Annotated in this window: 12 protein-coding genes and 1 tRNA gene; 5 read left to right on the top strand and 8 right to left on the bottom strand. The window is 64.5% G+C overall.

Features of this window, described 5'->3' with window-relative positions:
• Positions 1-11 precede the first annotated feature (11 nt).
• Positions 12-473, bottom strand: coding sequence for a MarR family winged helix-turn-helix transcriptional regulator (locus J2X01_RS10915; RefSeq protein ID WP_310056752.1), 462 nt, complete (start codon positions 471-473; stop codon positions 12-14).
• A complete protein-coding gene (locus J2X01_RS10910) occupies positions 473-1,603 on the bottom strand; it encodes an LLM class flavin-dependent oxidoreductase (protein WP_310056750.1) in 1,131 nt (376 codons plus the stop codon). The genes J2X01_RS10915 and J2X01_RS10910 overlap by 1 nt, the downstream gene beginning before the upstream one ends.
• A gap of 174 nt (positions 1,604-1,777) precedes the next feature.
• Between J2X01_RS10910 and J2X01_RS10905 the strand changes: the two genes are divergently transcribed.
• The 4 genes from J2X01_RS10905 (at position 1,778) to J2X01_RS10890 (ending at position 10,269) form a co-directional block, all read left to right on the top strand.
• On the top strand, positions 1,778-2,794 hold the full coding sequence (locus J2X01_RS10905) for a M20/M25/M40 family metallo-hydrolase (protein WP_310056748.1): 1,017 nt from the start codon (positions 1,778-1,780) through the stop codon (positions 2,792-2,794).
• Positions 2,795-3,067: 273 nt separating this feature from the next.
• Positions 3,068-4,387 carry a diaminobutyrate--2-oxoglutarate transaminase gene (ectB, locus tag J2X01_RS10900; protein ID WP_310056746.1) on the top strand — a complete coding sequence of 440 codons (1,320 nt, stop codon included), beginning with the start codon at positions 3,068-3,070 and terminating at the stop codon, positions 4,385-4,387.
• A gap of 208 nt (positions 4,388-4,595) precedes the next feature.
• Positions 4,596-5,993: an aspartate kinase gene (locus tag J2X01_RS10895; protein ID WP_310056744.1), complete on the top strand. Its 1,398-nt coding sequence runs from the start codon at positions 4,596-4,598 to the stop codon at positions 5,991-5,993.
• Positions 5,994-6,015: 22 nt separating this feature from the next.
• Positions 6,016-10,269, top strand: a complete 4,254-nt coding sequence (locus tag J2X01_RS10890; RefSeq protein WP_310056741.1) for a Pls/PosA family non-ribosomal peptide synthetase — start codon at positions 6,016-6,018, stop codon at positions 10,267-10,269.
• A gap of 17 nt (positions 10,270-10,286) precedes the next feature.
• Here the strand turns inward: J2X01_RS10890 and J2X01_RS10885 are convergent, their stop codons facing one another.
• The 6 genes from J2X01_RS10885 to bcp all read right to left on the bottom strand — a co-directional run bounded on the left by J2X01_RS10885 (position 10,287) and on the right by bcp (position 18,776).
• A complete protein-coding gene (locus J2X01_RS10885; RefSeq protein WP_310056736.1) occupies positions 10,287-13,529 on the bottom strand; it encodes an efflux RND transporter permease subunit in 3,243 nt (1,080 codons plus the stop codon).
• Between the two features lie 86 nt (positions 13,530-13,615).
• Positions 13,616-15,118 (bottom strand): malate:quinone oxidoreductase, encoded by a 1,503-nt coding sequence (locus J2X01_RS10880; protein ID WP_310056733.1) that lies wholly within the window; start codon positions 15,116-15,118, stop codon positions 13,616-13,618.
• A gap of 78 nt (positions 15,119-15,196) precedes the next feature.
• On the bottom strand, positions 15,197-16,816 hold the full coding sequence (locus J2X01_RS10875; RefSeq protein ID WP_310057187.1) for an ABC transporter substrate-binding protein: 1,620 nt from the start codon (positions 16,814-16,816) through the stop codon (positions 15,197-15,199).
• Positions 16,817-17,142: 326 nt separating this feature from the next.
• Positions 17,143-17,817, bottom strand: a complete 675-nt coding sequence (locus tag J2X01_RS10870; protein WP_310056731.1) for a fasciclin domain-containing protein — start codon at positions 17,815-17,817, stop codon at positions 17,143-17,145.
• A gap of 275 nt (positions 17,818-18,092) precedes the next feature.
• Positions 18,093-18,174 (bottom strand) — tRNA-Leu (locus J2X01_RS10865).
• Positions 18,175-18,302: 128 nt separating this feature from the next.
• Entirely contained in the window at positions 18,303-18,776 is a 474-nt protein-coding gene (bcp, locus tag J2X01_RS10860) for a thioredoxin-dependent thiol peroxidase (RefSeq protein ID WP_310056729.1), read from the bottom strand.
• Between the two features lie 105 nt (positions 18,777-18,881).
• Here bcp and J2X01_RS10855 point away from each other — a divergent pair, with 105 nt between their 5' ends.
• Positions 18,882-19,355 (top strand): MarR family winged helix-turn-helix transcriptional regulator, encoded by a 474-nt coding sequence (locus tag J2X01_RS10855; RefSeq protein ID WP_310057184.1) that lies wholly within the window; start codon positions 18,882-18,884, stop codon positions 19,353-19,355.
• Positions 19,356-19,445 lie beyond the last annotated feature (90 nt).

Raw genomic sequence — 19,445 nt, 5'->3', positions numbered from 1 at the left:
GGCGCGGCGGGTCAGCGCGCCGTCACCGAGGCCCGCAGTTTCTCCGTCAAACGCAGCAGCTCCTGCTGCTCGGCCGGGGTCAGCGCCGGGCCCACCAGGGTGGCGATGTCACGGACGTGTTCCCGGCCGATCTGCTTCTGCAGGTCCCGGCCGGCTTCGGTGAGCCTGACCAGGACGCCGCGGCCGTCGTCGGGCGCCGGCATGCGCTCGACGAGACCACGCTTTTCGAGGCGTTCCACCAGCCGGCTGAGGCTGGACTGGCTCAGCAGCACGTGGTCATTGAGCTCGTTCTGGCGGAGCCATCCGGACGGACAGCGGGAGAGCGTAAAGAGCACATCGTACTCATTCAGCGCCAGCGTCCTGAAGGCGGGGCCGGCCTGCAGCCTGCGCATGACCGCCACCTGGGCGCGGAACAGGGATTCCCAGGTTTCCGCGGCCAGGCGCACCGGCGACTCGCTCGTCTTGGCGGACATCACACGCTCTTGGCGCCGGAGGTGCCGGCTTTTTCGCCGGAGGACTGCCCGGCTGCGGCCAGGGATGCGGCGACGCGTCCGGCGTGGGTCGGCGGTTCGGGGACGTGCGCCGGGGTCTTCTCCGCGTACTCCTTGCGCAGCACCGGCAGGACCTCTTCGCCGAACAGGTCCAACTGCTCCAGCACGGTCTTCAGCGGCAGGCCGGCGTGGTCGATCAGGAACAGCTGGCGCTGGTAGTCACCGAAGTACTCCCGGAAGCTGAGTGTCTTCTCGATGACTTCCTGCGGGCTGCCGACGGTCAGCGGGGTCTGCGAGGTGAAGTCCTCCAGCGACGGGCCGTGGCCGTAAACAGGGGCGTTGTCGAAGTAGGGACGGAACTCCTTGACGGCGTCCTGCGAGTTCTTCCGCATGAAGAACTGTCCGCCGAGGCCCACGATCGCCTGGTCGGCCTTGCCGTGGCCGTAGTGCTCGTAGCGGTCGCGGTAGAGGCCGATCAGCTGCTGGTAGTGCTCCTTGGGCCAGAAGATGTTGTTGGCGAAGAAACCGTCACCGTAGTACGCCGCCACTTCGGCGATCTGCGGCGTGCGGATCGAGCCGTGCCACACGAAGGGGGCGACGCCGTCGAGCGGCCTGGGGGTGGAGGTGAAGTTCTGCAGCGGGGTGCGGTGCTTGCCGGACCAGTTGACGGTGTCCTCGTCCCAAAGCCGGCGCAGCAGGGAGTAGTTCTCGATCGCGAGTTCGATCCCGTCCTGGATGTTCTTGCCGAACCAGGGGTAGACGGGGGCGGTGTTGCCCCGGCCCAGGACCAGGTCCACGCGTCCGTCGGCCAGATGCTGGAGCATCGCGAAGTCCTCCGCGATTTTCACCGGGTCGTTGGTGGTGATCAGCGTGGTCGCCGTCGACAGGATGATGCGCTCCGTCTGGGCTGCAATGTAGCCCAGGGTGGTGGTCGGGGAGGAGGAGAAGAAGGGACGGTTGTGGTGCTCGCCAATGGCATAGACATCCATGCCGATTTCCTCGACCTTTTTGGCGATCGCCACGGAGGCCTTGATGCGTTCGTGCTCCGTGGGGGTTCGGCCCGTGGTGGGGTCGGTGGTGATATCGCTGACGCTGAATACGCCGATCTGCATGATGTGCCTTTCCGTGGCCTGAGTGTTCCGGGGAGCTGGTTCCAGTATACCCGATGTATATGCGTTTGCATCTATCGATCGGTATAACGTGCACCACGTCCGGATATTCCCCCACCGCGCGCTCTTTCTCTGGACCGGCCGGGGCGTTATCTTCGAAGCCTGGAGGATCCCCACATGATGGAAAGGTTCGGAAGGACCGCGGTCGCCGCAACCCTGGTTGCGATCAGCCTCGTGGTCTCGGGATGCACCGCGTCGCGGCTGGAGCCGGCCGGGGGTGTGGACGCGCGGGCGGTGCTGGCGGAGTTCAAGGGCCGGGGCATGGTGGGCCATCTGGAGGCGCTGCAGCGTGTCGCTGATGACCATGACGGCAACCGGGCGTCGGGGACTTCCGGGTATGAGGCCTCCGCGCGCTATGTCGAGGAGCAATTGCGCGCCGCCGGGTACAACCCGGTCCGGCAGGCGTTCACTTTCCGCGGCGAGGGCCGGAACCGCAGTCAGGTCGAGAGCTTCAACATCCTGGCCGATACCGGGGGCAGCGCCGAGAACACCGTGGTGGTCGGCGGCCATCTGGACTCGGTGCGGGAGGGGCCGGGGATCAACGACAACGGCAGCGGCGTCGCGGCCATGCTGGAGGTCGCCCGGTGGATGAAGGACAGCGGGATCACGCCGGTGAACCGGGTCCGGTTTGCGTTCTGGGGCGGCGAGGAGGACGGGCTCTACGGGTCCCGGCACTACGTGGATGAGCTGGGCCCGGCCGGGACGGCGCAGACCGCGGCGAACCTGAACGTGGACATGCTGGCCTCCCCGAACGGGGTGCGGTCCATTCACGACGGCGACGGCTCGGATTTCGGCCACGCCGGGCCGGCCGGTTCGAAGCAGATCGAGGACGTCTTTTTCCGGTTCTTCCAGGAGAACTCGCTGCCGGCGGAAACCACTGCCTTTGACGGCGGCTCCGACTATGACGCGTTCCTGCAGGCCGGCATTCCCGGCGGCGGACTGTTCAGCGGCGACGAGGAAAAGAAGTCCACGGCCCAGGTGCAGACCTACGGCGGCGTGGCCGGCAGACACCTCGATTCCTGCTACCACGAGGCCTGCGACACGATCAGCAACACCGACGCGGACCTGCTCAAGGAAATGTCCGCCGCCCTGGCCTATGCCACCGCCAGCTACGCCGCCGCAGCACGCGGCTGAACTCCCCGACGGCGCGGGCGCCCGGTGGCGGCGCGGCGTGAGTCCGGGGGCAGCCCGGCGCCGCAGGTTAAGGCGAAGCGCGGACTACTTGATGGAAAATGCCCGTCAGTGCGAGTACAGCTAAGTAGACTTGGCCGGATCTGCTTCAACTTTTCGAGTACGGCATACGGTTCCGAAAGTTACCGGCCTTCCATAGTGTTGAGTTACCACTGGTCCAACCTTTCGACGTCGAAATTGCGCCGCCGCAATTCGCTCCCAGTGACTGTTTTCCGGATGTCTGAGCCGCACCACGGCCGGGGAATAGAACGAAGGAAAGCTCAGATGGATATATTTGAAATCCTTGAATCAGAAGTTCGCACCTACTGCCGCACCTGGGACACTGTCTTTGAACGCGCTTCGGGCAGCACTCTCTACAGCGAGGACGGAAGGGACTATCTTGATTTCTTCTCTGGCGCCGGAGCACTGAACTACGGACACAACAACCCGGACCTGCTTCGACCGCTGGTCGAATACCTTCTCTCCGGTGCAATAGTCCATTCCCTTGATATGAAAACTGTTGCCAAACGTCGCTTTCTGGAAACCTTCCACGAGCTGATCCTGAGGCCCCGGAACTATGACTATAAAGTCATGTTTCCAGGCCCGACCGGAACAAACTCGGTGGAAGCTGCCTTGAAGCTGGCTCGAAAAGTCACCGGCAGGACACACATCGTCAGCTTCACGAATGCGTTCCACGGAATGACCCTGGGCTCGTTGTCCGTGACAGGCAATTCAATGAAGCGCGAGGGGGCGGGGGTGCCCCTGACGAATACCTCCAGCATGCCTTATGACGGATTCCTTGACGGCGAGGCGGCGGACTTTCTCTGGCTCCGCCGTGCACTGCAAGACAGCGGCTCCGGCGTTGACAAACCAGCCGCAGTCATCGTGGAAACCGTCCAGGGCGAGGGAGGACTCAGGGCCGCCCGCGCCTCCTGGCTGCGGGGCCTTGCCGAGCTGTGCCACCAGCACGGCATCCTGCTCATCGTTGACGACGTGCAGGCGGGATGCGGCCGCACGGGGACGTTCTTCAGTTTTGAAGATGCCGGCATAACCCCCGATATCGTGTGTCTCTCCAAGTCCATTTCGGGGTTCGGTCTGCCCCTGTCGCTGACAATCTTCAAACCGGAACTGGACATCTGGAAGCCCGGCGAGCACAACGGGACTTTCCGGGGACACAATCCTGCGTTCGTCACGGGGACAGCTGCCCTGGAGCATTACTGGCAGGACCGGAGACTTGAGTCGAAGGTCGCCGGGCTTGCTTCGCAGTTGCACGAGGGGCTCTCGCAGATTGCGGCGCGTACCGAGGGTGCCCGCGTCCGGGGACGGGGTCTGCTGGCGGGCATTTACTACCCGGACCACGAGGTGGCGGGGAAGATTTCCGTTGAAGCGTTCGCCCGCGGCCTTCTGGTGGAAACCTCCGGGCCTGATGGGGAGGTCATCAAGACGATGCCGGCCCTGACGATAGAACCCGGGGATTTGCTGAAGGGACTCGATATTCTTGCCGACGCTGCCGAGTCTGTGACCGGCGGGAAGGTCTCGGTGAAGTCCATTGCCTAGGGATTGGGGCAGAGCGAAATTCGCATTAGGCGACCGATCAGATTTTAGGACGGCAAATGAGTACGCAACGGGCAGCAGGGGCTAATCACCCTGGGTTCGGCGCAGCAGGCTCCGCAAAGTTGCGGCCTTACCCTGCCAGGTACGGGACGTCGTCGAAGTTCCCGGCGGGTCATCGGACATCGCCGGCTGCGCTGTTGGGACCCGGGTCGTGCTAGACGAAAGGGACTGGGTGACGCCCCGGGGGAGCGTCATCGTACAAAAGTTCGGCGGCTCGTCGCTCGCCGATCCCTCGGGCATACTCCGTGCTGCGCGGCGGATCGCCGCGACGCGGGAAAACGGCTACCAGGTCGTGGCGGTGGTGTCCGCCATGGGCGACATGACCGATGAATTGTGCGATCTGGCTGCCGCAGTTTCCCGTCGGCCGCATCCCGGCGACCTCGATGCCCTGCTGAGCACCGGTGAACTCGTGTCATCGGCCCTGCTGGCCATTGCCCTGGCAGACCTGGGCCAGGCTCCCGTCACGTTCACGGGCAGCATGGCGGGCCTGATCACCGACGGCGTTCACGGCAAAGCCAGGATCACTGACGTCAGGCCGGACCGCATCCGCACCTCCCTGGCCCGTGGGGAAGTCCCGATTGTTGCGGGGTTCCAGGGGCGGACGAAGAAGGGAAAACGGGTGACCACCCTCGGCCGGGGTGGCTCGGACCTCACTGCGGTTGCGCTGGCCGCGGCGCTGGGCGCAAGCATCTGCGAGATCTACACGGATGTGGACGGTGTCTACACCGCGGACCCGCGGATCGTTCCGCGGGCCCGCAAGATCGGTGTCCTCTCGAGCGAGGTCATGCTTGAGTTCGCAGCCTCCGGGTGCAAGGTTCTGCACCTGAGGTGTGTTGAATACGCCCGACGATTCGGCATTCCGATCCACGTACGGTCCTCGTTTGTGCCGGAGATGGGAACGCTGATCCTGCCTGGCCCTGACCGGCACCCCTTCCGCAAGCCCGTGAGGGAGCAGCCCGTAGTGACCGGAGTAGGCGGAGTCAACTCGGCGGCAAAAGTAGTTGTCGTCGGAGTTCCGAACCAACCGGACAACATGGCGCGCCTGTTCCAGGTGCTTTCGCGTTCGGGGGTGAACGTCCAGACAATAGTCCAAAGCGCGGCCGGGTCAGGTTCCAGGCGCTCCGACGTTGCCCTGATAGTCCCCGCTTTGGAAGCGTCTCCCGCCCTCGCCGTGCTGGGTGCTGCCCAGGGGACCATTGGATTCGCGGGCCTGCAGCACCGCGGTGAGGTCGGCCGAGTGTCAATCACCGGCGTGGGCATGCGGTCCTCGCCGGACGTCGTCTGCACCTTCCTGTGGACCCTGTCGGAGGCCGGCATCGACATCGATCTGGTCGAAATATCGGAGACCTATGTCGCGGCCATCACCCGCGCCGAACGGCTGCCGGATGCCGAGCGCGCCGTCCGGCTGGCGTTTGGCATGGCCCCGGCCGCCGTCGGGCCTGCCAGGTCAGCCCCGCCGCCGCACCACGGCCCGGTGCTTGACGGCGACAGCCGCTGGGGCCATGGCCCCCGGGGATTGGCGCCGAGCCATGCCTCGCGGAGCGGCTGACTCCATGCGAAGGAACCAATCCATGAGCAAGAAGACAAGGGTCCACAGCGGCGACACCACCCCTGCTGAGTTGCGCGGCAAGATCATTGCCGACAGCGGTGCAGTGGAGGGAACGGTGCTGACTTCGGCCGCTTCGGACCAGACCGCGCGCTGGCATCAGGGCGAACGTCTGGACCAGCTGTTCGAGGACCGCTGCGACCGGCTGCGTGACGAGGGGCTGGGAGCCCAGATCGCCGTGGACGCTGACGACATCGTCTTGAGTTATCTGGAGCTGGATGCGCGGGCGAATCAGCTGGCCCGCCACCTGCTGGCATGCGGAGCCAGGCCCGGGGACCGCCTCGCGCTGCTCTTCGATCAGCCATGGCGCGCTTACGTGGCGATGCTAGCGGCGCTCAAGATCCGCGCCGCCTATGTGCCCCTGGACCCGGGGTTCCCCCCTGACCGGCTCAAGTACATTGTTGAGGACGCCGGTGTGGCCATGGTTCTGTCCCTGTCACATCTGAAGGATCTGCTGCCTGAAGTCGCTGCTCAGACCGTGTGCCTGGACCATGTGCAGGCACACGTCGACGCGGAAGACCCCGCACGTCTAAACGGTGCGGAGATGGGCGGGAAAAACGATGAACTCGCCTACATAATCTACACTTCGGGTTCGACCGGACGCCCGAAGGGCGTGGCCGTGGAGCAGGCCAGTATCTGCAATTTTGTCCGTGTTGCGTCCGCTCATTATGGCATTGAGGCCTCCGACCGGGTTTACCAGGGAATGACCATCGCCTTCGATTTTTCCGTCGAGGAGATTTGGGTCTCCTGGATGGCAGGGGCGACTCTGGTGCCCAAGCCGGCAGGACCCAGCATGCTCGGGGCCGAACTTGCTGAATACCTGCAGGACAAGCGCATCACAGCCCTTTGCTGTGTTCCTACTCTTCTGGCGACGCTGGACGAGGACGTGCCCGGACTGCGGTTCCTGCTGGTCTCGGGGGAGGCCTGCCCCAGGGATCTCGTCATGCGCTGGCACCGACCCGGCCGCCGCTTCCTGAATGTCTACGGACCCACCGAGGCAACGGTCACCGCGACGTGGGCGCTTCTTGACCCCGACCGGCCGGTGTCCCTGGGGGTGCCCCTGCCCACCTACTCCGCTGTCATCCTCGACCCCGACGAGAGCCGCGCCCTACCGCCAGGTCAGTCGGGGGAAATCGGCCTGGCGGGTGTGGGACTGGCCCGAGGGTACGTCAACCGTCCGGATCTCACGGAGCAGGCCTTCATCCCGGACTTCCTCGAGATCGGGAACAACTCCTCCGGGCGGATTTACCGAACCGGGGATCTGGGACGGATAAATGCCGACGGGGAAATCGAGTACTTCGGGAGGATCGATACACAGGTCAAAATACGTGGCTACCGTATCGAGCTGGCCGAGATCGAATCTTTTCTCCTGCAGCTTCCCGGGATCGCGCAGGCAGCCGTTCAGACCTTCGAATCGGAAGGCGGATCGGTGGAACTGGCCGCGTACTTCACCCTCCGCCAGGACGTTGTGAGCGTCGATGCACACGACATCCGCCAGATGCTCCGCACCAGGCTTCCCGGATACATGGTTCCGGCATATTTTGAAGAGCTTGAGTCCATGCCCATGATGGCCAGCGGCAAGGTGGACCGGAAGCGACTACCGAGGCCGGCCCACAGGCTCAGTCTGGCAGTAAACGGGTCGTTTACCGCCCCAGCGACTCCCGCCGAAGAGGCTTTGGCGGAGCAGCTTGGCGCCGTGCTGGGGCTCGACAAGGTGTCCACCGATGCCCACTTCTTCAACGACCTGGGGGCCGACTCCCTGCTGATGGCACACTATTGCGCCCGCATCAGACAAGAAACCGACCTGCCGCCGGCCGCAATGCAGGACATTTACAAGCACCCCACGGTTCGGCAGCTCGCCGAGTGTCTCCAGGCCATACAAATTGAATCCAAGCTGCAGCCGGCCGTGCCTGCGGGGGAGCCAGTGGCCCCGGCCCCGTTCCACCGCGTCAGCGCCCTCCAGTACTTTCTTTGTGGTGCAGTCCAACTGCTGTTCTTCCTGGGCTACACGACGTACGCCGCCTGGCTGCTGGTGTTCGGCTACGAGTCGGTGTCCGCGGGAACCACTCTCATCGACGTGTGGCTGCGTTCCATCGGGTTCGGCGCCGCAATGTTCGTCATCCTTTCCGTGACCCCGATCCTGCTCAAATGGGTCCTGGTGGGGCGGTGGAAACCCGGGAACCTCAGAATCTGGAGTCCGGCCTACCTCCGCTTTTGGATGGTCAAGACGCTAACGAGGGCAAATCCCCTCGTCCTGTTCGCCGGCTCGCCGATCTATGTCCTGTACCTGCGGCTCCTGGGGGCAAAAATTGGCAAGGGGGTCGTGATTTTCTCCCGAAAGGTGCCGGGATGCCCTGACCTGCTCACCGTCGGTGACAATACGGTCATCCACAAGAACGCCTCGATCCTGTGCTACCGGGCGCACAGTGGCATCATCGAGAAGGGCACTGTGACGCTGGGACGAAACGTTCTGATCTCGGAGAGAACCACGCTGGATATCGGATCGTCGATGGGCAACGACACCCAGCTCGGACACGCCTCATCGCTGCAGACATCCCAGGCGGTACCCGACGGACAGGTATGGCACGGGTCCCCGGCCGCGCGGGCAAACACCAACTACCTGCGCGTCCCGGCCGTTAACTGCAGCACCCGCCGGAGAGTTATCTACAGCCTGCTCCAGTTGTTCAACCGCCTGGTCCTGGTAGTTCCGGCCGGTGTTCTGGGGTTGTCCGCACTGCTGCCTTCCTACCTGGACACCGGACACATGCAGCTGGGTGCCTTCGAGTTCTTTGTCGATATCGTGGCCGTGACTCTGGTTCTGTTCATTGGCGGGCTGTTCACCGGCCTCTTCGTCGTCCTCTGCGTTCCGCGGATGCTGAACCACTTCATCAAGCCTGATGTTGTTTATCCACTCTATGGCTGGCATTTTTCGATCCACCGGCTTATTTCCCGGCTCTCCAACCTCAAACTGTACAAAGACATCTTTGGCGACAGTTCGTACATCGTGTACTACCTGCGCGCCCTGGGCTGGGACCTGGGCAAGATCCAGCAAACCGGATCGAACTTCGGCCCCACGGTGACCCACGAGGCGCCATTCCTGAACTCCGTAGGGACAGGAACCATGGTTTCTGACGGCCTGAACATGATGAACGCCGACTACACCAGCACCTCCTTCCGTCTCTCAACGGTGAAAATCGCTGGCCGCAACTTCCTCGGGAACAACATCACTTTTCCAATCGGAGCGAAGGCCGGGGAGAATTGCCTGCTCGGGACGAAAGTGATGATTCCGATTGACGGCCCCGTCCGGAGTGATGTAGGTCTACTTGGCTCGCCCGCGTTCGAGATTCCGCGGTCCGTTCAGCGTGACGCACAGTTTGACGAACTCAAGATCACCGAAGCAAAGAACCGGCTCCTCCCGTCCAAGAACCGGCACAACATCCTGAGTATGGTGCTGTATCTGGCCGTGCGCTGGTTCCTCCTGTTTGTCGCCACACTCGCCGGCGCCGTTGCCGTGACGGCACACGACGTCCTGGGCGTGCTGGCCGTCTCGGCGACAATGCTTGGCTTGATCTTGTTCCGCATTCTGTTCATGGCATTGGTGGAGCGCTCGGTCATGGGATTCCGCCGCCTGAAGCCCCAATTCTGCTCCATCTATGATCCGTATTTCTGGCGGCACGAACGTCTCTGGAAGCTCCTCGGCGGACCGGCCTTCAACGGAACCCCGTTTAAGCCCATGTTCTGGAGGCTGTTCGGCGTCAAAATGGGAAAGCGCGTCTACGACGCCGGCCTGAACATGCCGGAGAAAACCCTCGTCACGATAGGCGATGACTGCACGTTCAACGAGGGAAACCACGTTCAAGGCCACTCGATGGAAGACGGCACGTTCAAGTCCGACTACGTCGTGATTGGCAACCGCTGCACCCTTAGCGTGGATGCCTGGGTCAACTACGGTGTGACGATGCACGACGGTTCCTCCCTTGGGGCGGATGCCATGCTGATGAAAGGCGAGGATATCCCGGAAGGCGCAACTTTCTCCGGCAACCCGGCCAGGGAGGTCATGGTCCCGGCGGCACGGGATGCACGCCCTGCCCCTATCTCCAATGGGCCCCGGCACCGCAGCGACGAAATGGCGGGGCGGTCCCCGAAGCCATCGGGGGGAACCCACCGGAAGACGCGGTCTGCGCCGCGGAAACGCTCATCGGCGCTGGCAGGATCCTAGAGGCCGGGATCCCGTTCCTACCGCGAGCCGGTCGGGACGCGGGCGTCGTCGGGTACGTCATCCGGGAAGTCGTCGGGGACGGCTCCGGGGGCGGCGCGGCGGCCGCGGCTGCGGGAACGGGCGGCATCCGCCCCGGCATCCGTCCCGGACCCGGCACCCGCCCCGGCCTTGGCCAGGGCCTTCCGCTCACGACGTCCTTCCACAAGGCGGTACAACACCGGCACCAGGACCAGGGTGAGGGCGGTGGAGGAAATCAGGCCGCCGATCACTACGATGGCGAGCGGCTGCGAGATGAAGCCCCCGCCGCCGGTCAGGCCCATGGCCATCGGTGTCAGCGCGAAGACGGTAGCCAGCGCAGTCATCAGGATCGGCCGGAGGCGTTGGCGGGCGCCGTGGGTGATCGCGTCCGCCACGTTCATCCCGGGTTCGCCGTTCCGCGGCTGGCGGTACTGGTTGATGAGGTCAATCAGCACAATGGCGTTCGTCACCACGATGCCGACCAGCATCAGCATGCCGATCAGTGAGGGCAGGCCCAGCGGCACGCCGGTGATGAGCAGCAGCCCGATGGCGCCGGTGGCCGCGAACGGCACCGAGACGAGCAGGATCAGCGGCTGGACGAGTGACTTGAACGCGGCGACCATGATCACGTAGACGATCGCGATGGCTGCCAGCAGGGCGAGGCCGAGCTGGCCGAAGGATTCGGCCTGCTGGGTCGTGGCACCGCCGATTTCGGCCGTCACGCCGGGCGGCAGCTGGACAGTCTTGAGCCGGGCCTGCACTTCGGTGCTGACCGCCCCAAGGTTGGCGCCCGACGGCGTGACGGAGACACGTGCGGTGCGCTGTCCGTTGCTGGCGGTAATTGAGACGGGAACGTCGACCTGCTCCACGGAGGCGATGCTCACCAGCGGCACGGGGCCTGCCGCCGTCGGCAGCGGGGTCTGCCGGACGGCGTCGATGCTGGTGAAGCGGGTACCCTCGCCGATCCGCACGGGGAAGTCGTTGGTGTCGATGCGTACGGTTCCGGCCGGGATGGGGCTGATGGTGGCGGCGAGCAAGCCGGCCACCCGTTCCTCGCTCAGGCCGGCGGCGACGGCTTTGGCCCGGTCCACCTTGACCTGGACCACCGGCTGGCTGGCGGCCAGGTTGGTGGCCACCTCGGAAGAGCCCGGGACCCCGTCCATGGCCCTGACCATGGCGTCGCTGGCGGTGCGGAGATCGGCGGTGGTGGCAGCCTTGAGTGTGATGTCCACGGTCGATGACGTGCCGAAGCCGCCCTGCTGCGAGCCCACGGTGATCTTTCCGGAATCAGGGATCCGGGCCAGTTCGCTGCGGACGGTGTCCTTGAGTTTGCCCTGGTTCGCCTTTTCCTCCGTCACCACGGTGAAGCTGGAGTTCGAGGCCCCGGCCGACAGCAGCGCGGAAAATCCGCTCTGGGCGTTGCCGGTGGTGACCTGGACGTCCTTGACGCCGTCGATCTCCCGCAGCACTTCCTCGACTTTGACGGCCGAGGCGCTGGCCTCCGCCAGGCTGGTGCCGGCGGGGAGCGCCTGCCGGACCGTCATGCTGTTTTCGCCGGAGTTGCCCAGCAGGTCGGTGGCCAGCAGCGGAGTCATCGCGGCGGTGCCGCCGAGGACCAGCAGGGCCGCGATCAGGGTCAGCACGGGGTGCTTCTGCGTCTTGGTCAGGATCGGGACGTAGCCGCGCTGCAGGACGGTGCGTTGCTCCGCCTCGTGGGCCTTCGCGGCAATCTCCCCTGCGGAAGCTCCCTGCGTGGGGCCGGTGTTGACCGCGGGGTTGCGCAGGAACCAGTACGCCAGCACCGGAACAATGGTCAACGAGACCAGCAGCGAGGACAGCAGCGCAAGGGTCACGGTCAGCGCGAACGGCCGGAACAGCTCGCCGGCCAGCCCGGCCACGAAGGCGATCGGCAGGAACACGGCCACGGTGGTAAGGGTTGACGCCGTGATGGCGCCGGCGACTTCGCGGATGGCGGTCTGGATCGCGGTGATCTTCGCCTCCCCGTAGCTCAGGTGCCGCTTGATGTTCTCGATCACCACGATGGAATCGTCAACGACGCGGCCGATCGCGATGGTCAGCGCGCCGAGGGTCAGGAGGTTCAGCGAGTAGCCGGTGGCAGACAGCCCGATGAACGTGATGAGCAGGGACAGCGGGATGGAAACAGCCGTGACCAGGGTGGCGCGGACCGACATCAGGAACACCAGGATCACCGCGACGGCGAAGCCCAGGCCGAGCAGGCCCTCCGTGGTCAGGTCCTTAATGGACTTCTCAATGAACGGCGCCTGGTCGAAGATCGGTGTGAACCGGGCGTTGGAGCCAAGCTCGGCCTCAAGCTGGGGGAGGGAGTCCTTCACCGCGTGGGAGATGCCGACGGTGTCACCTTCGGGCTTCTTGGTGACGGACAGGGCGAGGGTTTCCTTGCCGTTCGTCCGGGTGATCGAGGTGCGCGCGTCTTCGCTGATGCTGACGTCCGCGACGCTGCCGATGGTCTCGGCGTTCTTGGTGCCGCCCAGCGGGAGCGCCTTGATGGCATCGAGGGAATCGACCGGGCTGCCGATCTGCAGCGAAAGGGTTTTTCCCTGTTCTTCGATGGTGCCGGCCGGAACGAGTGCCCCGTTGTTCTTCAGCGCCTCGCTGATGGACTGGATGCTCGCACCGGAGGCCGCCATTGCCGCGGGGCGGGGGAGGATCTTGATGTGCTGTGTGGCGCCGCCGGTCACTTCGGCGCCGCGGACGCCGTCGAGCTTCTGCAGCCGCGGTACCGTGAGGCGGGCAAGATCGGCGTTGAGCTCGCTGAGGGGCTTGTCGGAGGAAACCGCGAGGAACACGATCGGGAAATCGCTGATGCTGCCGGCGATCGCCTGGGGCTGGACGTCATCCGGCAGCGACCGTTTGGCGTTGGAGATGGCCCGGTCGATCTGGTTCCGGGCTCGGTCCAGGTTCGAACCGTAGGTGAATACCATGCTGATTTGGGAGACGCCGTTGCGCGAGGTGGACGACGTCGACTCCAGGCCTTCAACGCCCTTGAGCGCCGTCTCCAGCGGACTGCTGATCTGCTTGTCCACCACTTCCGGAGAGGCCCCCGGCATCGACGTGATGACAGTGATCTGCGGGAACTCGATGGATGGGATGAGTTCCTGCTTCAGCGAGGACATCGTGATCACGCCGAAGACCGACGCGAAGACGGTCACCAGCGCGATCAGGGCCCGGTTGGCCAGTGACAGCTTTGCGAGCCGGAACATCTATGGTCTCCTGATGGGTCGACGGACGTGCTTAAGGGGATCTAACCAGCAAAGGGATCAAAACGGCCGCAACCCGGAGCGGGCCTTTAGTTGCGCGCGGTGACAGGCTCAAGCTGCAGTGCCTTGGCCGTGTCGGCTTCGAGCCGGGTGGCAAGGTCCGGGTTCTCGTTGAGCTTGACGCCATAGCCGGGCATCATGTCCTTGAACTTGGACTGCCAGCCCTTGAACTGCTTCGGGAAGGATTTCTGGAGCAGTTCGATCATGATCGGCACCGCCGTGGACGCGCCCGGGGACGCACCCAGCAGGGCGCCGATGGATCCGTCGCGGCCAGCGATGACTTCGGTGCCGAACTGCAGCACGCCGGCTTTCTTCGGATCCTTCTTGATGATCTGTACACGCTGGCCGGCGGTGATGAGTTCCCAGTCGCCGTCCTGCGCTGCGGGGTAATATTCGCGCAGGGCCTCCACCTTGGCGCCGTGCCGCTTGGCGACTTCCTTGACCAGGTAGGCGGTGAGGTCCATGTTGTCCTTGGCCACGGCCAGCATCGGGATGATGTTGGAGGGCCGGATGGACAGCGGCAGGTCCAGGTACGAACCGTTCTTCAGGAAGTTGGTGGAGAACCCGGCGTACGGGCCGAACAGCAGGGAGCGCTTGCCGTTGACGTACCGGGTGTCCAGGTGCGGGACGGACATGGGCGGGGCGCCGACCGATGCCTGGCCGTAGACTTTGGCGCTGTGCTGGGCCGCGAGCGTTTCGTCGGTGCAGCGGAAGAACTGGCCGGAGACGGGGAAACCGCCGTAGCCCTTGCTCTCAGGAATACCGGAGGCCTGCAGCAGGTGCAAAGCCCCGCCGCCGGCGCCCACGAAGACGAACTTTGCGTGGATGGCTCCGTGCTCGCCGGACTTGGGGTGCTTGAGCGCGAGGTCCCAGCCGCCGTCGGAGGCGCGTTTGATGCCGGCGACGTCGTGGCCGTAGTTGACCTCCACGCCGTTGTTCCCGAGGTATGTGGTGAGCTCCCGGGTCAGGGCGCCGAAGTCGACGTCGGTCCCTTCCGCGGCGCGGGTGGCGGCGATCCGCTGCTTCGGGTCGCGGCCCTTGATAATCAGCGGGGCCCACTTGGCGATCTGCGCGTGGTCCTCGGAGTATTCCATCGAGCGGAACAACGGGTTCGGCTTGAGCGCCTCGTAGCGCGTGCGCAGGAACTTGGTGTTGTCCTCGCCGATCACGAAGCTCATGTGCGGAACAGTGTTGATGAAGCCCTTCGGGGAGCCAATCAGGCCCTTCGTGACGAGGTGGGACCAGAACTGGCGGGACAGCTGGAACTGTTCGTTGATGAGGATTGCCTTGGCGGGGTCCACCGAGCCGTCTTTGGCGGCGGGGGAGTAATTAAGCTCACACAGCGCGGCATGGCCGGTGCCGGCGTTGTTCCAGGGGCCGGAGCTTTCCAGGCCCGGCTCGTCCAGCTTCTCGAACAGGGAAATCGTCCAGTTCGGCTCGAGCTGCTTCAGGAAAGCACCGAGCGTGGCGCTCATGATGCCGCCGCCGATCAGGACGACGTCGGCATGTTGGGTCTTGGAAATGAAAGTCACAATCAGTCTCCGATAGCAGCGGGTCTGGCTGTCACAGAATATCCCGCACCCGCCTCATACTGAAATTGGGTCCGCCCGTCAAGGCTTTAGCTCTACCTTCGTGAAAACTTCATTCAGGACGGGCGACGCCGGGTACTTCAGCACCCGGTCCGACAGGGCCAGCGCCGAGATCGGGAAGGCGATGGGCACAGCCGGGACGGTGGCGGCGATCTGGGCGTTGATGGTCTGGTACTGCTCCGTCCGCTCCTTGCCCTCGGGCAGGCCGCGGGCGCGGGCGATCTTGGAGAAGACCTGCGGGTCCTGGTAACCGAACTCGCCGGAGTTCTCGCCGAAGAGCGGGCCCACGAAGTTGTCCGGATCGGAGTACGACCCGTTCCAGCCCAGCAAATGCAGGGCGTGGTCGCCGGGCGTGGTGACCTGCTGAAGGTAGCCCTCGGACCACTCGACCGGGACCGGTTTGATGTTCAGCCCGACGGCGGTCAGCTGCCTGCTGATTTCCGCGTAGACCTTTTCCGGCGTCGGCAGGTACGGCCGGGTGACGTTCAGCGGATAGTAGAACTTCAGTTCCTCGCCCTGGTAGCCGGCCTCGGCGAGCAGCTCCTTGGCCTTTGCCGGATTGTGGCCCAGGGAGGAGGCGTTGTTGTTGAAGCCGCTGAGCTTGGGCGGGACAAACTGCGTCGCCTGGGCGGTGTTGTCGATGAAGAACCTGCGGATCAGGGTGTCCTTGTCCATCGCCATTTCAATGGCCTGGCGGACCTTCAGGTTCTGCAGGATGGGCACTTCCTGGTTCATGCCCAGGTACATCACGGAGAACGGGTCCCGCTGGATGATCTGCTCTCCGCGCTTGACGAGCTGGTCGAAGTTGCCGACGGTAACGGCGTCGTAGGCGTCGATCTTGCCGTCGAACAGGGCCTGCATCCGGGTCTGGGTGTGATCGTAGGTGACGAAGTTGATGGTCCCGATCTGGCCCTTGTCGCCCCAGTAGTGCTGGTTGCTGTTCAACGTGACCGTGCCCGCGTCCCAGGAGCTGAAGGAATACGGACCGGTTCCCACCGGGTGGAGCCCGTAGGCGGAGACGGGCTGGCCGTCGCGGCTCTGGTTCAGCTCGTCGGCGTTTTGGGAGGCGAGGGCCTGCGGCGAGGAAATGGCGAAGGCGGGCAGGGTGAGGGCCTGCAGGAACCCGGTGAAGGGCTGGGTCAGCTCGATCCTGACGTTGTCCGGGGCCAGCGCGGTGCAGCCCTTGTAGATGGAGAGGGACGCCTGATCGGAGTGTGCCTTGAAAACGCCCTTGAACGATGTCCCGGGAGCCTGCTTCCGCAGCGCGTCGGGGAAGTTGAACCAGCGGTCAAAGTTGCTGCAGACGGCGGCGGCATCAAAGGCTGTCCCGTCCTGGAAGGACACCTTCTCCCGGAGCCGGAAAGTGTAGGCGCGGCCTTCATCGCTCGTGTTCCATTCGGTCGCCAGCAGCGGCGTGGGCTCCCCGGTGGTCTGGTCCACCCCGACGAGTCCTTCCAGCACCTGGCGCGTGATCCGGTACGACTCGATGTCGGAGACGACGGCCGGATCCAGCCCGAGGGGCCGCGAGCCGGTTCCGAAAGTGAAAACGGCGCTGGGGACGGCATCGGTCGGGCTGGCCGACGCCGTTGCGGAGCCGGGTCCCGGTCCGGGGACGCCGGTGCACGCGGCGAGCGGAATCATCAGGAGCACGGCACCGAAACCGGCTGCAATGCGGCGCACTGCACGGGCTCGCACCGTGCCGGGGCGCACGCTACGGCTGGTCACTGTACTTCTGGGCACTCGGGAATCACCTCGGGGACTGGATTGACCGCCGGCTGCGGAACAGGCCCATTCTAATGGACCGGTCCGAAGGAACGCTGTGAGCCAGGCAGCATCACCGGGCTGCTGTTCGGCAGCGGTGGACGGGCGTGCACAAACGAAGGCCCGCACCAGCGGTGCGGGCCTTCGTTTCTCCCAGGTGGTCCAGTGAGTCAAGCCGGAACCGCAGCAGGAGCGTTCAGTGGTGCCTACTTGGGCATCAGGACCGAGTCGACCATGTACACGGTGGCGTTGGCGGTCATAACGCCGCCGCAGACGACGTTGGCGTCGTCGACCTTGAGCGCGTCCTTGGTGCCGGTGACCGTCACGGAACCGCCCTGGACCGTCGTGTGGGTGCCGACGATCTGGTCCGGGCTGATCTTGCCGGGAACGACGTGGTAGGTCAGGATCTTGCTGAGCAGGGCATCGTCCGTCTTCAGCGTTTCGATCGTGGCGGCGTCGATCTTGGCGAAGGCGTCATCCGTCGGGGCAAAGACAGTGAATTCGCTGCCGTTCAGGGTGTCCACCAGGTCGACCTTGGGGTTGAGCTTGCCGGAAACAGCGGCGGTCAGGGTGGTGAGGATCGGGTTATTCGACGCTGCGACCGCAACCGGGTCGAGAGCCATTCCGGAGACCGAACCGGCGCCGCTGGGGACCTGGGCGGCATATGCTGCGCAGCCGGATCCCACGAGGTTGGCGGCCGGATCCATGGCTGCGGCCGCGCTGGCGGACGGCGACGATGCCATGCTCGAGGCCATCGGCGTCGATGCCGGAGCCGAGGAGTTCGGTGCTGTGGCAGCGGATCCGCCGCAGGCAGTGAGGCTGAGCATGGCTGCAGCAGCGATACCTGCAACGGAAAGTGTGGTGCGCTTGATGGTCTGCATTTCGGTTTCTCCTTTGTTGTGCCGATCGTTGCCAGCGGCGGACTATTGCCGCTCTGGCCCTTTTCCGACTTGTCGGGCACCGACCCTTGGCTGGTGTCTCAATGGGTATTCGCGGGGTCTCGGGAAACGGATGGGTACGGGATGGGAAATCTTTTCGCTGATGGATTTTCGGCGGTTCCGGCGGTGCCCAACGACGGCGGCGCTGGACGGCAGCGGCGGGTTAGCGGCGATTAAGCAAGAAGAGCCCCGGTCCGAAGACCGGGGCTCTCGTTGTGTGCGCAAGGGGGGATTTGAACCCCCACGCCCGAAGGCACAGGAACCTAAATCCTGCGTGTCTGCCAATTTCACCACTCGCGCGCGGCGACGTTGCTCAACAGGTCCGGGGACCGTCAAGGCTGATGCCAGGCTCCATTGTACATTTCGCGGCACACTATGGGGGTGGCGTCAGATTCACGGTGCATCCCCGGCGGCTGCCGGCAAGGTGGCTAGGTGTCGAGCTTGAGGTCCCTGCGGAGCTTCGCGACATGCCCGGTGGCCCGGACGTTGTATTGCGCGAGGGCGACCTTCCCTTCGGGGTCGACGACGACCGTTGACCGGATGAGTCCTTGATACGTCTTTCCGTAGTTCTTCTTCTCTCCCCAGGCCGCGTATGCCCCGGCGACGGTGTGGTCCGGGTCGGAGAGCAGGGGAAACGGCAGGCCTTCCGCAGCGGCGAATTTGGCGAGCTTTTCCACGGGGTCGGGTGAAATGCCGACCACCTCGTAGCCGGCCTGCTGCAGGGACGCCAAGGAATCCCGGAAATCGCAGGCCTGCTTTGTGCATCCGGGGGTGGACGCCGCCGGGTAGAAGTAGACGACCGTGCTCCGGCCGCGGAAGTCCTCGAGGGAGACCTCCAGCCCGTCGGAATTCTTCAGCGCGAAAGCTGGTGCTGTGTCGCCGGGGATGAGTCGTTCAGGCAAGGTGTGCTCCTTCTCGGGGCGGTCGCGGTGGCGGTATTCCAAGCCTACTGAGCGTTGGTGCGGGCGCCGAATCGTACGCTCGCTATACTCGTTGGTATGCCTGATATGGATCGCTGGCCCACTGGGCGCCTATTGTCCACGGCAGCACGCCTTGTTGAACACTCCTGGAACGAGAAGCTGGGTGCGATTGGCCTGACCCACGCCGGGGTTATCGCGATGGAAGTGCTCTCCGCCAACGGACCGATGACCCAGGCCCAACTGGCCCAACTGGTGCGCGTACAGGCGCAGACCATGGGTAAGACTCTTAGCCGTCTGGAAGCCCACGGTCACATCTCCCGGCAGCGGAGCGCCTCTGACCGCCGCAGCCACGTCGTGTCGCTGACGGACCGGGGCCGCGATGCCGTGGCTGAGGCCGCGGACATGGAACGCTCGGTGCTAGCCGCCGCCTCCATCGACCCGGATGTGCTCCGGCAGGAGCTTCAGGCTGTCGTCCGTGAACTGGCCACCCGGATTTCCACCCCGGACGTAAAGGCAATTGTCACTCCGGCTGTACCAGGCCTGCCCATCGAGGCCAACTAGATGAGTAAGTCCTATTGCTGGGAACGGGCGTGGAGGCTTTTAAAGTAAGGCGGAGAGTGTTAAGCCGGGTTTGTGAACACTCAACTAAAC

It is taken from the genome of Arthrobacter ginsengisoli (assembly GCF_031456935.1).
Classification (GTDB): domain Bacteria; phylum Actinomycetota; class Actinomycetes; order Actinomycetales; family Micrococcaceae; genus Arthrobacter; species Arthrobacter ginsengisoli.
This window is presented reverse-complemented; position numbering and strand designations above follow the sequence as displayed.